Raw genomic sequence first — 15,485 nt, forward strand, 5'->3', positions numbered from 1 at the left:
CAGGCACCACAAAACTCACTCCACCCGGGTTTCCCCGGTAAACACCAAAGTCTGCCGACACCGGCGGCACAAATACCGTCGCCCCTGGCTCACCAACCCGTGACGCTGGGGCGAAAACGGGAAGTCGCTGTCGGCACACGGGCAGCGGTAGATATACCGCGTCACGCGCCGCCGCTGGATTTCATAGGTGTGGCAGCGATCCGGCGGCAGTTCGTACACCCCGCGCATGATCAACTGCCATTCCTCACCATGGGGCTGGATGCGCTCGCCGAACAATTGGTGGGCAATCAGGTGCGCCACTTCATGGGCGACCGTCTGTTTAAGGAAGTGCTGGCTGTTTTCACGGTACAGCTGCGGGTTGAAGCGCAGCAGGTTCTCGTGCAAATGCGCGACACCGGCCTTCTGGCCCCGCAGCTTGAGGCTGACCTGGGGGCGCTTGAAGCTTCGTTTGAAAAAGGATTCGGCTTGCAGGAAACAATCTTCGACGCGGGTATTGAGTTGCTCGGGCATGCTGTACATATCTCCAGAGATGTCCAGTATGCCGCAAACAACGGTGTATCCGAATCTGTCAGGCGCCGAATGGTCATGCATAACGCACAAAGCCACCTTGCGGTGGCTTTTCCTGCGGGTTGAACCGCGTCAGTTGGTGTAGATCGGGCCTACGCCCAGCCCCCAGACGATCACGGTAAAGGCCATGATTGCCACCAGTACCACCAGGCCTACCGCCAGTACCGAACTCGAAAACAGGAAGCCCTCGTCCGGGTGGATGTTCATGAAGGTCGGCAGCCCGACGTACAGCAGGTACACGGTGTAGCAAATGGCCGCAGTGCCAACCACCATGCCCAGCCACATATGTGGGTATAGCGCCGCCAGCCCGCCGATAAACAGGGGCGTCGCGGTGTAGGTGGCAAACGCCACGCAGCGCGCCATGCTGGGGTTGGCGTCATAGGTGCGGGCCATCCAGTGGATAAACGCGCCCATCACCGCCACGCCGCCGAGCATGGCTGCGTAGGACATGATGGTCATCCACAGCGCGCTTTCCACCGTCAGCATCACCGGCGCACGGCTGCCGATGACCCAACCTACCTGAGTGGTACCGATAAACGCTGATACCGCGGGGATCGCCGCCAGAATCAGCGTGTGGGTGAGGTACATGTGGCCGATGCTTTCTTCTTTATCGCCACGAATTTCCCGCCATTCCTGATCGGGGTGGGTGAAAAGTCCCACGACGTGATGGATCATGCCAGTCACTCCTGTCGTTATTACCATCGCCCCCCAGTGGAGCGCCCACGGGCCAATTGGCCTGAAAGGTCTGGATATATGTGCGACCTTATGTCGCAGTATAGGAACTGATGACCGGAAAAACTGTAAGGCTTTAGAGCAAATTGCGCTGTAAACATTGGGCTTAATCGCGCGGAGGTCTGTCAGGGGTAACCCCGGCAACTGTGGGAGCTGGCTTGCCTGCGATGCAGGCACCTCGGTGCTTCAGACAAACCGAGTTGATCCCATCGCGGGCAAGCCCGGCTCCCACCCAGGCCGGCTCCCCACTGGAACGGCGTCGCTCATAGTGGATTTTTTGCGTAAAATACCCGGCTTTTCGTCACACACCTTTCGCGGATCCAAGCGCCATGGGCACTCTTACGGTCAACCAGAACAAACTGCAAAAACGCCTGCGTCGCCAGGCTGGTGAGGCAGTCGCCGATTTCAACATGATCGAAGAGGGCGACAAGGTCATGGTCTGCCTGTCCGGCGGCAAAGACAGCTACACCCTGCTCGACGTGCTGATGCACCTGCAAAAGGTCGCGCCGATCAAGTTCGACATCGTCGCCGTGAACATGGATCAGAAGCAGCCGGGGTTTCCCGAGCATGTGCTGCCGGCCTACCTCAAGGAATTGGGGATCGAGTACCACATCGTCGAGAAAGACACCTATTCGGTGGTCAAGGAACTGGTCCCGGAAGGCAAGACCACCTGCTCGCTGTGCTCGCGCCTGCGCCGTGGCACGCTCTACACCTTTGCCGACGAAATCGGTGCGACCAAGATGGCCCTGGGTCATCATCGCGATGACATCGTCGAAACCTTCTTTCTCAACATGTTCTTCAACGGCAGCCTCAAGGCCATGCCGCCCAAGCTGCGGGCCGACGACGGGCGCAACGTGGTGATTCGCCCTCTGGCGTACTGCCATGAGAAAGACATCCAGGCGTACTCCGACCTCAAGCAATTCCCGATCATCCCGTGCAACCTCTGCGGCTCCCAGGAAAACCTGCAACGCCAGGTGGTCAAGGACATGCTCCAGGATTGGGACCGCAAGACCCCGGGCCGCGTCGACAGCATCTTCCGCAGCTTGCAGAACGTGCAGCCGTCGCAGTTGGCCGACCGTAACCTGTTCGACTTCACCAGCCTGCGTATCGACGAAAGTGCCGCATCGCGCTTCGTCAGCGTAGTGAACCTCTGAGCGTTTTCACCGCTCTGACAGACGGCGCTCCTGGGCGCCGTTTTCATTTCAATCCTTAGGAGAGGGCATGCGCGATTACAAGTGGCTGCACGAATATTGTCTGAACCGTTTCGGTTCGGCGGCCGAGCTGGAAGCCCATCTGCCTGTGCCCCTGACCCCGGCGCAATTGCGCAAGATCAGTGATGACCGCTACCTGTCGACCCTCTCGCTGCGGGTGTTTCGCGCCGGGCTCAAGCACAGCGTGGTGGACGCCAAGTGGCCGGCGTTCGAGCAGGTATTCTTTGGGTTTGACCCGGAAAAAGTCGTGCTGATGGGCGCCGAGCACCTGGAGCGACTGATGCAGGACACCCGCATCATCCGCCACTTGGGCAAGCTCAAGAGCGTGCCGCGCAATGCGCAGATGATTCTGGATGTCGAGAAGGAAAAGGGCAGTTTCGGCGCGTTGATCGCCGACTGGCCGGTGACCGATATCGTCGGCCTGTGGAAGTACCTGAGCAAGCACGGCCACCAGTTGGGCGGGCTCTCGGCGCCGCGCTTTTTGCGGATGGTGGGCAAGGACACGTTCGTGCCGAGCTATGACGTGGTGGCGGCGCTGAATGCGCAGAAGATTGTCGACAAGGTGCCCACCAGTCTTCGGGACCTGACCACGGTGCAGGGTGCGTTCAACCAGTGGCATGCCGAGAGCGGGCGGCCGATGTGCCAGCTGTCGATGATGTTGGCCTACACCGTCAACCATTGAGATCGCGTTGACGCTATCGCAGGCAAGCCAGCTCCCACATTTGACCGAGTTGTCATGGATGACAATGATCACTGTGGGAGCCGGGCTTGCCCGCGATGACTGACTGTCAGACGCTACAGGCCTTCCCCCGCCAACCGCCGATTCAACTGATGCCGGTACCGCACATACATCAACGCGGTGCAGAACACCGCCAGGCTCGCCAGCATTTCCAGCACGCCAAACCATTGCCGGTTCGGGTCATACGCGGCCAGCGCGCCCTTGATGAAGTAAAGATTCACCACAAAGCACATCCACGAATGCCCACGCGCGCTGCCCAAAATCATCCCCGGTGCCAGCAATAGCAGCGGCACCAGCTCGATCAGCAGAATCACCCACGGCCGTGCGCCATGCAGGTCGGCAAACACCAGATAGTAAACACACAACAACCCCACCAGACCCAGGAATGCCAGCAGGCTCAACGCCCGCATCGCCTTGACCCGTGGCTCCAGCCACGCCTGGGACGGTAGTGCCTTAGGCTTCCTGGCCACGGCCGTTCTCCAGTAGCGCGGCGGTCTTCGCCAGGCGCAGGCCGAGGGCGCGGCACAGGGCGATCTCGTGCTGATCCAGCGCGCGCTTGCCGTCGGCACCGGAATGGTGGCTGGCGCCATACGGCGTACCGCCGCCTTTGGTGTCGAGCAGCGCCTGTTCGCTGTAGGGCAGGCCGGTGATCAGCATGCCGTGGTGCAGCAGCGGCAGCAGCATCGACATCAGCGTGGTTTCCTGGCCGCCGTGCAGGCTGGCGGTGGAAGTGAACACACCCGCCGGCTTGCCCACCAAGGCGCCGGTCAGCCACAGGTTGCTGGTGCCGTCGAGAAAGTACTTGAGCGGCGCGGCCATGTTGCCGAAACGGGTCGGGCTGCCCAAGGCCAGGCCGGCGCAGTTCTTCAGGTCGTCGAGGCTGCAGTACAGCGGGCCGTCCACCGGAATGTCCGGCGCTACGGCTTCGCATTCGCTGGAGATGGCCGGCACGGTGCGCAACCGCGCCTCGAGCCCGGCTTGCTCGACGCCCCGGGCAATCTGCCGGGCCATTTCGCTGACCGAGCCGTTGCGGCTGTAATACAACACCAGCACATACGGCGCACTCACGAAACCAGCTCCAGGACATTTTCCGGAGGACGGCCAATCACAGCCTTGTCGGCGGTTTCGAGGATCGGGCGTTCCATCAGTTTCGGATGAGCGGCGATGGCGGCAATCAACTGCGCTTCGCTGAGGCTGGCGTCGGCCAGGTTGAGGGTTTTGTATTCGTCTTCGCCGGTACGCAGCAGTTGCCGCGCGCTGATCCCAAGCTTGCCCAGCAAGGCCTGTAATTGCGCGGCGTCGAGCGGGGTTTCCAGGTAGCGCACCACGGTCGGTGTCAGGCCACGGGCCTCCAGCAGTTCGAGCGCACCGCGGGATTTCGAGCAGCGCGGGTTGTGATAAAGCGTCAGATCGGTCATGTGCGGGTCGCATCTTGCGTAAGGTGGCGGGTATTCTACCCGCGCTGCGTCACGTCCTTAAACCATGAGAGGCGATCGGCCGCAGCCAATGTTCATTTTTACGAAGGATTACCCCATGACGAGGCGACTGTTAGGCGCATTGGCAATCATCGGCACACTGCTGCTCAGCGGCTGTGGCAATGACTATGGCGTTGACCAATACGGTCAGAAAGTGGCCGCCGAACGCCTGGACAAGCAATGGCTGGTGGTCAACTACTGGGCCGAGTGGTGTGGCCCGTGCCGTACCGAAATCCCGGAGCTGAATGCCTTGGCCGAACAGCTCAAGGGCCAGTCGGTGGGCGTATTTGGCGTGAACTTCGACAACGCCCAGGGTGAAGAACTCAAGAGCGCCAGCGAGAAGCTGGGCATCAAGTTCACCGTATTGGCGCAGAACCCGGATGAAATCTTCGATATTCCCCGCAGCGAAGCGTTGCCGGTGACCTACATCATCGATGACAAGGGCAAGGTGCGCGAGCAACTGATGGGTGAGCAGACGGCCGAGGGTGTGTTGGCCAAGCTCAAGGCGTTGCGCGGATAAATGTAGGAGCTGGCTTGCCAGCGATGCAGGCAACTCGGTCTGTCAGCCAGACCGAGGCGATGCCATCGCAGGCAAGCCAGCTCCCACAGAAGAGCGGAATCAGCCTTCTTCCAGCCACAACCGCAATGGCAGGCCATCCGCCGGCCAGAAACGGGTCTGTTCGATCGGCGAGATGTCCCAGCGTTGCACGCCTTGCAGGGCCTGGAAGAAACGGTGCTCCTGCTCCATCAGCGCTTCGGCGCAGAGTTTGCGGGTGCTGCCGACCTTGCCGAAGGTCAGCTTGTCGCCGTCCAGGGTGTAGGGCGCGAACCAATGGTTGCAGCCACCATTGCCGTAGGCCCGGCCATCGGCGCCGAGGGTCACGGTCAGGTGCGCGTAATCCATCAGCGGCCGTTCACCGATCCATTCCACCACGTAGCTGTGATCCTGCTTGAGCTTGACCTCGTCGCTGGCGCAGCCCGCGAGGCCTGCACCCAGCACGGCCAGCATCAGCACGGCTTTCATTGCGCGGCCTTCTGGCATTTCGGGCAGCGGTGCTTGTCGCCCAGGGTGGCCCAGCCCAGCTCGCTGACCCGCGCGGTGGCGGCCGGTTGCAGCGGCTCTTTGCTCAGCTTGGTTTCCACCGCGAATTCAAACTCCAGCACGTTGTCGCAGCTGTCGCAGTTGACCTTCCAGGTGTGAATCTCCAGTTCGCCGAACTTTGGCCCCTGGGCCATGGCGACCCACTGGCCTGCCGGGCGGATGGAGTAGCGCGCATCGCCTTCGACGGTCAGGCGCATCGACAGGGTTTTACTGCCGCGCAGGGTGACGATCAGAACGTCGCCGTTCTTGATCGAGCCACCGTTGCCGGTGACTTGATAACGGCCCGGCACCAGGGCGCGGCATTCGATCAGGGTGTGTTGCGGGCTCAGCAAGCTGAAGCGGAAATCGTGTTCGGCCATGGATCCTCCAAATAGGCGCGCCATCCTATCACGGGCCGCCACCCATCATGGCGCGGCTATGTGACCACTGATCATCCTTCGACGAGGTTTTGCGCCCGCCCATCAGCCCACGCCGCGATGTTGGCCAGGGTGGTGCCGGCAATCGCCCCCAGCGCCTCGCGCGTCAGGAAGGCCTGGTGCGCGGTGATGATCACGTTGGGGAAGGTCAGCAGGCGCGCCAGCACGTCGTCTTGCAGGGGCAGGTCCGAGCGGTCTTCGAAAAATAGCTGGGCCTCTTCTTCATACACATCCAGCCCCAGGTAGCCGAGTTGGCCGTCCTTGAGTGCGTCGATCAGCGCCGGGGTGTCCACCAGGCCGCCGCGCCCGGTATTGATCAGCATCGCGCCGGGCTGCATATGGGCCAGGCTCTGGGCGTTGATCAGATGTTTGCTGTCTGCCGTCAGCGGGCAATGCAGGCTGATGATCTGTGACTCGCCGAGTAACTGCGCCAGGCTCACGTAGCGCGCGCCAAGGGCTTCGACCTGCGGGTTGGGGTAGGGGTCGTACGCCAGCAACTGGCAGCCGAACCCGGCCATGATCTTGGCGAATGTGGCGCCGATCTGCCCCGTACCGACCACGCCGACGGTCTTGCCCACCAGGTCGAAACCGGTCAGGCCATGCAGGCTGAAGTCGCCGTCGCGGGTGCGGTTGTAGGCGCGGTGCAGGCGGCGGTTGAGGGCCAGGATCAGCGCGACTGCATGTTCGGCCACTGCATGGGGCGAGTAGGCCGGCACCCGCACGATGGTCAGGCCCAGGCGCTTGGCGGCGGCCAGGTCGACATGGTTGTAACCGGCCGAGCGCAGGGCGATCAGGCGGGTGCCACCGTTGGCTAGTTGCTCCAGCACCGGGGCGCTGAGGTCGTCATTGATAAAGGCGCAGACCACTTCGTGGTGTTCGGCCAGGGCCACGGTGTCGAGGTTCAGCCGGGCCGGTTGGAATTGCAGTTGCATGCCTGCGGGCAACGGTTGGGCGAGAAAACTGTCGCGGTCGTAGGTTTGGCTGCTGAAGAGGATGATGCGCATCAAATATTCCTTCTTGATGATTGAAAGCTGCTTTTGTGGCGAGGGGGCTTGTCTGTGGTGAGTGAGCTTGTTGTGGTGAGGGAGCTTGCTGTGGCGAGGGAGCTTGCTCCCGCTGGAGTGCGAAGCGCTCCCATGATTTTGGGGCCGCTGCGCAGCCCAGCGGGAGCAAGCTCCCTCGCCACAGCAAGCTCCCTAGCCAAAGACAAGCTCCCTCTCCACATTGCCCCGAAAGTTTACGCGCTCACCCGCGCCTCACTGGCCAGCCGGGCAATCGCCATGTCCAGTTCATCCAGGGCCGGCATGGCCTTGGCATCGTCCTGTTTGAGCAGGGTTTCGGCCCGTTGGCAGGCTGCGCGCAGTTGTGGCACGCCGCAATACCGGGTGGCGCCGTGCAGGCGATGAACCCGCTCGATCAGGGCGTTGCGGTCGTTGGCGTCACGGGCCACGCGGATCGCTTCCCGGTCAGCCTCCAGCGAGGCCAGGAGCATCGCCAGCATGTCCGCTGCCAGATCCGCCTTGCCGGCAGCCAGTCGCAAGCCTTCTTCATGATCCAGTACCGGCAGCTGCGTGGCCTGCCCGAAACTTTCGGCGCCGCGCTCCGGGCCTTGGTTGCGCAGGGCCAGCCCGGTCCATTTCAACACCACCTGGGCCAGTTGCCGTTCGCTGATGGGCTTGGTCAGGTAGTCATCCATGCCACTTTGCAGCAACGCACGTTTTTCGTTGGCCATGGCGTGGGCGGTCAGCGCGACGATGGGCAGCGGCGTGCCGTGGCGTTCGCTTTCCCATGAGCGAATCGCTTCGGTGCTCTGGCGCCCGTCCATGCCGGGCATTTGCACGTCCATCAGCACCAGGTCGAAGGCTTCCTGCTTCACCGCTTCGATGGCCGAGTAACCGCTTTCCACCGCCTGGACCTTGGCGCCCATGTCTTCCAGCAGGGTTTGCACCAGCAGCAGGTTGGCCGGGTTGTCGTCGACACACAGTACCCGTGGTGCGCGACTCGACAGCGGCTCGCCGGGTTCGCTGCGCAGCGGGCGCGGGCTGATCAGGTCGGCCAGGGCGCGGCGCAGCTTGCGGGTGCAGGCGGGTTTGGCCTGCAACTGACTGTTGGGGTTGGGCACCGACGGGTTGAACAGCAGCTGTTCGGTGGTGGGGCACAGCACCAGCACCTTGCAGCCCAGGTGCTCGAGGTCCCACAGGTGTTGGTTCAAACGCTCCGGTGGAATGTCGTTGGCGGTGATGCCCAGTACCGCCAGGTCAATCGCCTGTTCGGTCTGGTGGGCGCTGGTGATGCCGTTGGTCAGGCTCTCCAGGCTGTTGAACGGGGTGACTTCCAGGCCGCAGTCTTCCAACTGATGTTGCAGGGCCTGGCGCGCCAGCTCGTGGTTTTCCAGCACCGCCACGCGCCGGCCCAGCAGTGGCGCGCAGGGCAGGTCTTCGACGTCGTCGCGGGTTTTCGGCAGGTTCAGGCTGATCCAGAATTCCGAGCCTTCCCCCGGCGTGCTGTCGACGCCAATCTCACCGCCCATCTGTTCGATCAGGCGCTTGGAAATCACCAGGCCCAGGCCGGTGCCGCCGGGTTGGCGTGACAGCGAATTGTCCGCCTGGCTGAATGCCTGGAACAGCGCGCGCACGTCCTGGTTCGACAGGCCGATGCCGGTGTCCTGCACGCTGATGCGCAGTTGCACGCTGTCTTCCTGTTCGTCTTCAAGCATCGCGCGGGCAACGATGGTGCCTTCGCGGGTGAACTTGATCGCGTTGCTCACCAGGTTCGTGAGGATTTGCTTGAGCCGCAGCGGGTCACCCACCAGCGACAGCGGCGTGTCGCGGTAGACCAGGCTCACCAGCTCCAGCTGTTTGGCGTGGGCGGCCGGGGCGAGGATGGTCAGGGTGTCTTGCAACAGGTCCCGCAGGTTGAACGGGATGCTGTCGAGCACCAGCTTGCCGGCTTCGATTTTCGAGAAGTCGAGGATTTCGTTGATGATGCCCAACAGGTTGTCGGCGGACTTTTCGATGGTGCCCAGGTAATCCAGCTGGCGGGGCGACAGCTCGCTTTTCTGCAACAAGTGGGTGAAACCGAGGATGCCGTTCAGCGGTGTGCGGATTTCATGGCTCATGTTGGCCAAAAACTCCGACTTGATGCGGCTGGCTTCCAGCGCTTCCTTGCGGGCCAGGTCCAGCTCGATGTTCTGGATCTCGATGGTTTCCAGGTTCTGCCGCACGTCTTCGGTGGCCTGGTCGATGCTGTGTTGCAATTCTTCCTGGGCATTTTGCAGGGTCTCGGCCATGCGGTTGATGCCCGAGGCGAGGTGATCGAGTTCCTGGCTGCCCAGTGGCGGCAAGCGGGTTTCCAGATTGCCGTCCTTGAGCTGCGCCACGGCCTGCTTGATCAGGCCAATCGGCGAGTTGATCGTACGGCTGATGCGCAACGCCAGGGCTGCGGTGCAGATCAGGCCGATGGCGATCAGCAGCAGGCTGGCGAACAGGCTGCGATAGCCGCGCAGCAACATGCCATTGTGGGAAAGCTCCAGCTCGACCCAGCCCAGCAGGCGGTCGGACTCATCCGGGATCAGCTCACCGGCGAGGTTGCGATGGCGGCCGAACACCGGCAGCAGATAGCGGGTCGCGTCATTGCCGGTGCGCTGCAACAGGTGCGAACTGTTGCCGATGGGCGGCTGGTTGAGCATGGTCGGGCCGGCATGGGCCAGGGGCGTGCGGTCGGGCCCGAGGAACGACACGGCGCGCACGTCGGTTTGTTCCAGGGACTGGGTGGCGATGCGTTCCAGCAGGTCGGTGTTTTTGGTGCCCAGTGCTGGTGCGACCAGCGGTGCCAGTTGCTCGGCGATCATCTCGCCCCGTTGCAGCAACTGCGACTGCAGTTCCGACAGTTGCATCCAGGTGAAATAGCCGCCCAGCAGCAACGCCATCAGGCTGGTAGGCAATAAGGTCAGCAACAGTACGCGGCCTTTTATCCCCATTCTTCTAAGCACGCCACTCTCCTGCTACCACACTGTTGTCGAAATTCCACGCAGGCATCCGGCCCGCGCCACCTGCGCAGTGTAGCCATTTGCGCGGTCTGGAATCTTGCAAATTAATGACCTGAGGCAAACCTTGGACCATCGGACGCCTGGCGGCGGTTGCTCATGGGGGGGCAATCTTGAATAATCAGTCATTGAGAATGACTTGCAGACGCTAATGAATCCCGTAGCACTTGGCTTACCCAGTATCCTGGCGATTGAAGATGATCCTGTGCTTGGCGCCTATGTCCATGAGCAGTTGGGCCGCTGTGGCTTCCAGGTGACCTGGTGCCAGGACGGCCAGCAGGGTCTGCAAATGGCCCGCGATCAAAGCTTCGACGTGGTGTTGATGGACATCCTGTTGCCGGGCATGGACGGCTTGTCGGTGCTCACGCATTTGCGCCAGAGCCATTCGATCCCGGTGATCCTGATGTCGGCCCTGGGCGCCGAAGCCGACCGCATCAGCGGCTTTCGCCTGGGGGCGGATGATTACCTGCCCAAGCCATTCAGCATGGCCGAGCTGCGGGTGCGCATCGAAGCCATACTGCGCCGGGTTGCCCTGGATCGGCGGCCGTTGCCGGCCCTGGCGACGGTGCGCGACGATGCCCTCGGCCTGCGGTTCGATGATGAACTGTGTGACGTCTTTCATCGGGAGCACTGGGCCGGGCTGACCCGCAGCGAATATCGCCTGCTGGAAACCCTGTACCGCAACGGCGAGGAAGTCCTCAGCAAAGCCTTCCTTTACCAGCATGTCTTTCAGCGCGGTTATGCGCCCCATGATCGCAGCCTGGACATGCACATCAGCCAGATTCGTCGCAAGCTCAAGGCCATAGGCTACAGCGAGCGGGAAGTGCGCACGGTGTGGGGCAAGGGCTATGTGTTGAGCGGTCACGATGACGGGCTTTAAGGCCACCCTCAAACGGCTGCCGGGCAAGCATTCGTTATTCTGGAAACTGGCCTGCCTGCTGATAGCCTTCTGCTTGCTGATGATCTGGCTCAGTTGGTCCTGGGGCCGGTACATGGAAGAGCAGAATGCCTTTCTGTCCAGTGAGGCCCGCGCCACTTTGAGCGGTTATGCGGCCGGCGCGGAACTGGCCTGGAACAAAGGCGGCAACGCCGGTGTAGATGCGTGGTTGAGCACCATGGGCAAGCACGAGCGCACGTGGCTGGGCGTTATCGGTAACGATCTGCAATCCCTGAGCAGCTACCCGCTGACAGACAAGGAAAGCCAGCGCCTGACCTTCCTGCGTGGCCTGGACTGGCCCGTCAGCCGGCATGCCAAAGGCCTGCCGTGGTTGAAAATCCCGTTTCCGGGTGACCCGGGTGCGGGATCCCTGGTGATTGAATTGCCACGGCGCTTTATGCCCGGGCAAAACCAATTGTTCTGGCGGATCGTGACCAATGGCGTGATTCCCGGCCTGTTCACCCTGCTGTTGTGCATCGGCCTTTACCGGTTGCTGATCATGCCCCTGAACCATCTGCGGGAGCAGGCCAATGCCTGGCGTGCCGACCAGCTGAGCACCCGGCTGTCCCGCGACACCACCAGCCGCCAGGATGAGCTGGGGGAATTGGGCCGCGCGTTTGACCAGATGTCTGAACGCTTGCAAGGCACCGTGGCCCTGCAACAGCAAATGCTGCGGGATTTGTCCCATGAGTTGCGCACGCCGCTGAGCCGCTTGCGCGTCGCCTGCGACAGCGAGCAGGACCTGACCCAACTGCGCGAACGCCTGGGCCGGGAAGTCGACGGCATGCAACGCCTGGTGGAAGACACCTTGCAACTGGCCTGGCTCGACACCGAACGTGCGCCGCTGCCCAAGGAGGACATCCAGGTGCAGGCGCTGTGGGACATGCTCCGGGAAAACGCCTGTTTTGAAAGTGGTTGGCCGCCGTCACGTTTACAGTGCGAACTTGAGGCTGACTGCTGGGTACGCGGCAATCTGAACCTGCTGGCCCAGGCGCTGGAAAACATCCTGCGCAATGCCATCCGGCATTCTCCGCAAAACGGGACGGTGCAATTGGGCGGGCAACGCGAGGGTGATCATTGGCACTTGTGGCTGGAAGACCAGGGCGGCGGGATCGATGAATTGGAGTTGGAGCGGATCTTTGCGCCGTTCACCCGGCTGGACGGTTCACGCCCTGGCGACGGCGGCTTCGGCCTGGGGTTGAGCATTGCGCGCAACGCCGTGCAGCGCCAGGACGGCAGCCTATGGGCGGTAAACACCGGCCAGGGGTTGCGCGTGCATATGCGCCTGCTGGCTCGCTAGCACTTACCCCCTGCGCTGTTTGCGTTTTTTCCACTGGCGGGCGACCCACCAGCGCCAGTAACCCATGGTCAGGCAATACCCCAGCGCCGCCATCACCAGCCCCAATACCACCGAGCCCAGCAGGAAGGGTTGCCACAGCGTCGACAGCTGCCCGCTGATCCACTCCCAGGTCAGCTCGTCGGGCATGCTGCGGGGCGGCACGTTCATCAGCCAGGCGCCCGTCATGTAGGTGCAGAAGAACACCGGCGGCATGGTGATCGGGTTGGTCAGCCAGACCAGGCTGACGGCAATCGGCATGTTGCCGCGCACGCTGATGGCGAGGACGGCCGCCAGCAGCATTTGCAAGGGAATAGGGATAAATGCCGCGAACAGGCCCACCGCCATGGCGCGGGCAACCGAGTGCCGATTGAGGTGCCAGAGGTTCGGGTCATGCAGCAATTTGCCGAGAAAGCGTAAGGACTTGTGTTCCCGAATGCTGGTCGGATCAGGCATGTACCGTTTGAATAAGCGCCGTGGCATAAGGGGTCCAGGTCAGTTCGAGGGGCAAGTATGCCCGCATTCCATGAACGGGAAATTCAGACTTTGTGACAAATAATAATAGGCCGCATTTACAGGCCGGCTAAGACTCAATGGGTCACTTTCAAGGAAAGATCCATGAGAACAGGGATGTTCGCACTCGCGCTGGGGCTGCTCGCCTTGCGCTTTTTACCCGTGTTGCCGTCCAGCGGCTGGCTGCTGTTGATGCCGGTGCTGGCCCTGATGTTGTTGCCTTTTCGTACGTATCCGCTGGCGTTTTTTCTGCTCGGATTGAGCTGGGCCTGCCTCAGTGCACAGTGGGCACTGGATGATCGATTGGCCCCGCGTCTGGATGGCCAGACCCGCTGGGTGGAGGGGCGTGTTACCGGGTTACCGCAGCAGACGGGCGACGGTGTGCGCTTCGAACTGACCGACAGCCGGTCACGCAAGGAGCTGCTGCCCAAGCATATCCGCGTGTCCTGGCGTGGTGGCCCGCCGGTTCAAAGTGGTGAGCGCTGGCGGTTGGCCGTCACGCTCAAGCGCCCCGCCGGCTTGCTGAATGCCGAGGGTTTTGACTATGAGGCCTGGTTGCTGGCCCAGCGGATTGGCGCCGCCGGTTCGGTCAAGGATGGTCAGCGGCTGGCGCCTGCGCGGCATGCCTGGCGTGACGGGATTCGCCAGCGGTTGTTGGCGGTGGATGCCCAAGGGCGCGAGGCGGGCCTGGCGGCGTTGGTGCTCGGGGATGGTTCCGGGTTGGCCGCCGAGGATTGGCAGGTCCTGCAAGCGACCGGCACCGTGCATTTATTGGTGATTTCCGGTCAGCACATTGGCCTGCTGGCGGGGTTGATCTATGGCCTGGTTGCCGGTCTGGCGCGTTACGGATGTTGGCCGAAACCCTTGCCGTGGTTGCCCTGGGCCTGTGGCTTGGCATTCGCTGCGGCGCTGGGCTACGGCCTGTTGGCGGGTTTCGAAGTGCCGGTGCAGCGGGCCTGCGTAATGGTGGGATTGGTCTTGCTGTGGCGCCTGCGCTTTCGTCACCTGGGCATCTGGTGGCCGCTGTTGCTGGCGCTGAATGCCGTACTGATCCTCGAACCGCTGGCCAGCCTGCAACCGGGATTCTGGCTGTCGTTTGCAGCGGTGGCCGTGCTGGTTTTGGCGTTCAGTGGTCGGCTGGGGCCGTGGAGTGCCTGGCAGGCCTGGACCCGGGCCCAATGGTTGATTGCCATCGGCCTGTTTCCATTGCTGCTGGTGCTCGGCCTGCCCATCAGCCTGAGCGGGCCGCTGGCCAACCTGGTGGCGGTGCCGTGGATCAGCCTGGTGGTATTGCCCCTGGCGTTGCTGGGTACGGCGTTATTGCCGCTGCCTTATATAGGTGAGGGGTTGTTATGGCTGGCGGGTGGCACGCTGGGCTGGCTGTTCAAGGCCCTGGCGCTGCTGGCGCAGTACGTGCCGGCCTGGGTCCCGGCGCAAGTACCGGCAGGCTATTGGCTGGTGAGTGCGTTGGGCGCGGTGCTGTTATTGATGCCCAAGGGCATCCCGTTTCGGCTGCTGGGGTGGCCGATGTTGCTGCTGGCGGTGTTTCCACCTCGGGAGTCGGTGCCCCATGGGCGGGTCGAGGTGGTGCAGCTGGATGTTGGCCAAGGGCTGTCGATCATCCTGCGCACCCGCAACCATGTGCTGCTGTATGACGCCGGGCCGCGCTCCGGCGAGTTCGACCTGGGCGCTCGTGTCGTGTTGCCCGCGTTGCGCAAGCTGGGGGTAGCGGAGCTGGACGTGATGCTGCTCAGCCATGCCGACGCTGATCATGCCGGTGGTGCATTGGCTGTCGCCCAAGGGATGCCGATCAAGCGTGTGATAGGCGGTGAAACAGAGCGGTTGCCAGTCTCTCTCGGTACTCAACCCTGTGTCAGCGGCGAGCAGTGGCAGTGGGACGGCGTGACGTTCGAGCTATGGCAATGGCCTGATGCGACGGACGGTAACCAGATGTCCTGCGTATTGCTCGTGCAGGCCAATGGCGAGCGGTTGTTGCTGACCGGGGATATTGACCGCGAGGCCGAGCGAGCATTGCTCGCCACACCCTTGGGCGCCCCTGTCGATTGGCTGCAAGCGCCGCATCATGGCAGCCGCAGCTCGTCTTCATGGCCATTCCTGCTGCGCCTGGCGCCCAAGGCCGTATTGATTTCCCGAGGCCGCAGCAATGGGTTTGGCCATCCGCATCCGCAGGTGCTGGAGCGTTACCAGGCCATGGGCAGCGCGATTTATGACAGTGCCGAACAAGGCGCGCTGCGCCTGCAACTGGGCAGCTTCCAGCCGCCGGTGGCTGTGCGCAGCCAGCGGCGTTTCTGGCGCGAGCGCCCGCCGCAAAACAGCGTTACCAAAGACCGGCCCCTGCGACAGGATGCTCTGGGGCAGGCCAGCCCTTCCACCGGACCCTTATGGTAAAGT

16 protein-coding genes are annotated in these 15,485 nt (G+C 62.5%); 6 read left to right on the forward strand and 10 right to left on the reverse strand.

All coding sequences use genetic code 11. The features are described 5' to 3' along the window. Window positions 1-15: 15 nt before the first annotated feature. Window positions 16-510 (reverse strand): SprT family zinc-dependent metalloprotease, encoded by a 495-nt coding sequence (locus HX875_RS09120; protein WP_026077778.1) that lies wholly within the window; start codon window positions 508-510, stop codon window positions 16-18. 129 nt (window positions 511-639) lie between these two features. Next, on the reverse strand, window positions 640-1,242 hold the full coding sequence (locus tag HX875_RS09125) for a Yip1 family protein (RefSeq protein WP_177042938.1): 603 nt from the start codon (window positions 1,240-1,242) through the stop codon (window positions 640-642). A 386-nt stretch (window positions 1,243-1,628) separates the two neighbouring features. Here HX875_RS09125 and ttcA point away from each other — a divergent pair, with 386 nt between their 5' ends. Both ttcA and HX875_RS09135 read left to right on the forward strand, forming a co-directional pair. Then, window positions 1,629-2,453 carry a tRNA 2-thiocytidine(32) synthetase TtcA gene (gene ttcA, locus HX875_RS09130; protein ID WP_177042939.1) on the forward strand — a complete coding sequence of 275 codons (825 nt, stop codon included), beginning with the start codon at window positions 1,629-1,631 and terminating at the stop codon, window positions 2,451-2,453. Between the two features lie 67 nt (window positions 2,454-2,520). Continuing rightward, window positions 2,521-3,192, forward strand: coding sequence for a DNA-3-methyladenine glycosylase I (locus HX875_RS09135; RefSeq protein ID WP_177042940.1), 672 nt, complete (start codon window positions 2,521-2,523; stop codon window positions 3,190-3,192). 113 nt (window positions 3,193-3,305) lie between these two features. On the opposite strand, the gene HX875_RS09140 is transcribed toward HX875_RS09135, so the two are convergent. The 3 genes from HX875_RS09140 to arsC are packed head-to-tail and all read right to left on the reverse strand — an operon-like array spanning window position 3,306 to window position 4,667. Continuing rightward, window positions 3,306-3,719 carry a DUF2069 domain-containing protein gene (locus tag HX875_RS09140; RefSeq protein WP_177042941.1) on the reverse strand — a complete coding sequence of 138 codons (414 nt, stop codon included), beginning with the start codon at window positions 3,717-3,719 and terminating at the stop codon, window positions 3,306-3,308. Further along, window positions 3,703-4,317: an NAD(P)H:quinone oxidoreductase gene (wrbA, locus tag HX875_RS09145; RefSeq protein ID WP_017475837.1), complete on the reverse strand. Its 615-nt coding sequence runs from the start codon at window positions 4,315-4,317 to the stop codon at window positions 3,703-3,705. The genes HX875_RS09140 and wrbA overlap by 17 nt, the downstream gene beginning before the upstream one ends. Beyond that, window positions 4,314-4,667 (reverse strand): arsenate reductase (glutaredoxin), encoded by a 354-nt coding sequence (arsC, locus tag HX875_RS09150; protein WP_177042942.1) that lies wholly within the window; start codon window positions 4,665-4,667, stop codon window positions 4,314-4,316. The genes wrbA and arsC overlap by 4 nt, the downstream gene beginning before the upstream one ends. A gap of 115 nt (window positions 4,668-4,782) precedes the next feature. Between arsC and HX875_RS09155 the strand changes: the two genes are divergently transcribed. Continuing rightward, window positions 4,783-5,244: a TlpA disulfide reductase family protein gene (locus tag HX875_RS09155; RefSeq protein WP_010165813.1), complete on the forward strand. Its 462-nt coding sequence runs from the start codon at window positions 4,783-4,785 to the stop codon at window positions 5,242-5,244. A gap of 99 nt (window positions 5,245-5,343) precedes the next feature. Here HX875_RS09155 and HX875_RS09160 read toward each other — a convergent pair whose 3' ends face one another. From HX875_RS09160 to HX875_RS09175, 4 genes are all read right to left on the reverse strand, one after another. Continuing rightward, window positions 5,344-5,748: an META domain-containing protein gene (locus HX875_RS09160; protein WP_177042943.1), complete on the reverse strand. Its 405-nt coding sequence runs from the start codon at window positions 5,746-5,748 to the stop codon at window positions 5,344-5,346. After that, window positions 5,745-6,185, reverse strand: a complete 441-nt coding sequence (locus HX875_RS09165) for a hypothetical protein (RefSeq protein WP_177042944.1) — start codon at window positions 6,183-6,185, stop codon at window positions 5,745-5,747. The genes HX875_RS09160 and HX875_RS09165 overlap by 4 nt, the downstream gene beginning before the upstream one ends. Before the next feature lie 71 nt (window positions 6,186-6,256). Beyond that, on the reverse strand, window positions 6,257-7,246 hold the full coding sequence (locus HX875_RS09170; RefSeq protein WP_177042945.1) for a 2-hydroxyacid dehydrogenase: 990 nt from the start codon (window positions 7,244-7,246) through the stop codon (window positions 6,257-6,259). A gap of 233 nt (window positions 7,247-7,479) precedes the next feature. Next, a complete protein-coding gene (locus HX875_RS09175) occupies window positions 7,480-10,233 on the reverse strand; it encodes a response regulator (RefSeq protein ID WP_177042946.1) in 2,754 nt (917 codons plus the stop codon). Window positions 10,234-10,438: 205 nt separating this feature from the next. Between HX875_RS09175 and HX875_RS09180 the strand changes: the two genes are divergently transcribed. Together HX875_RS09180 and HX875_RS09185 are read left to right on the forward strand one after the other, a co-directional pair. Beyond that, entirely contained in the window at window positions 10,439-11,167 is a 729-nt protein-coding gene (locus tag HX875_RS09180) for a response regulator transcription factor (protein ID WP_177042947.1), read from the forward strand. Beyond that, on the forward strand, window positions 11,154-12,524 hold the full coding sequence (locus HX875_RS09185) for a sensor histidine kinase (RefSeq protein WP_177042948.1): 1,371 nt from the start codon (window positions 11,154-11,156) through the stop codon (window positions 12,522-12,524). Before HX875_RS09180 ends, HX875_RS09185 begins: the two co-directional genes overlap by 14 nt. A gap of 3 nt (window positions 12,525-12,527) precedes the next feature. Here the strand turns inward: HX875_RS09185 and HX875_RS09190 are convergent, their stop codons facing one another. Further along, on the reverse strand, window positions 12,528-13,043 hold the full coding sequence (locus tag HX875_RS09190) for a DUF2062 domain-containing protein (protein WP_177042949.1): 516 nt from the start codon (window positions 13,041-13,043) through the stop codon (window positions 12,528-12,530). 147 nt (window positions 13,044-13,190) lie between these two features. Here HX875_RS09190 and HX875_RS09195 point away from each other — a divergent pair, with 147 nt between their 5' ends. Beyond that, complete coding sequence (locus tag HX875_RS09195) at window positions 13,191-15,482, forward strand: DNA internalization-related competence protein ComEC/Rec2 (protein ID WP_177042950.1); 2,292 nt, start codon at window positions 13,191-13,193, stop codon at window positions 15,480-15,482. The last annotated feature ends 3 nt before the right edge of the window (window positions 15,483-15,485 follow it).

It is taken from the genome of Pseudomonas yamanorum (assembly GCF_013386765.1).
Lineage (GTDB): Bacteria > Pseudomonadota > Gammaproteobacteria > Pseudomonadales > Pseudomonadaceae > Aquipseudomonas > Aquipseudomonas yamanorum_A.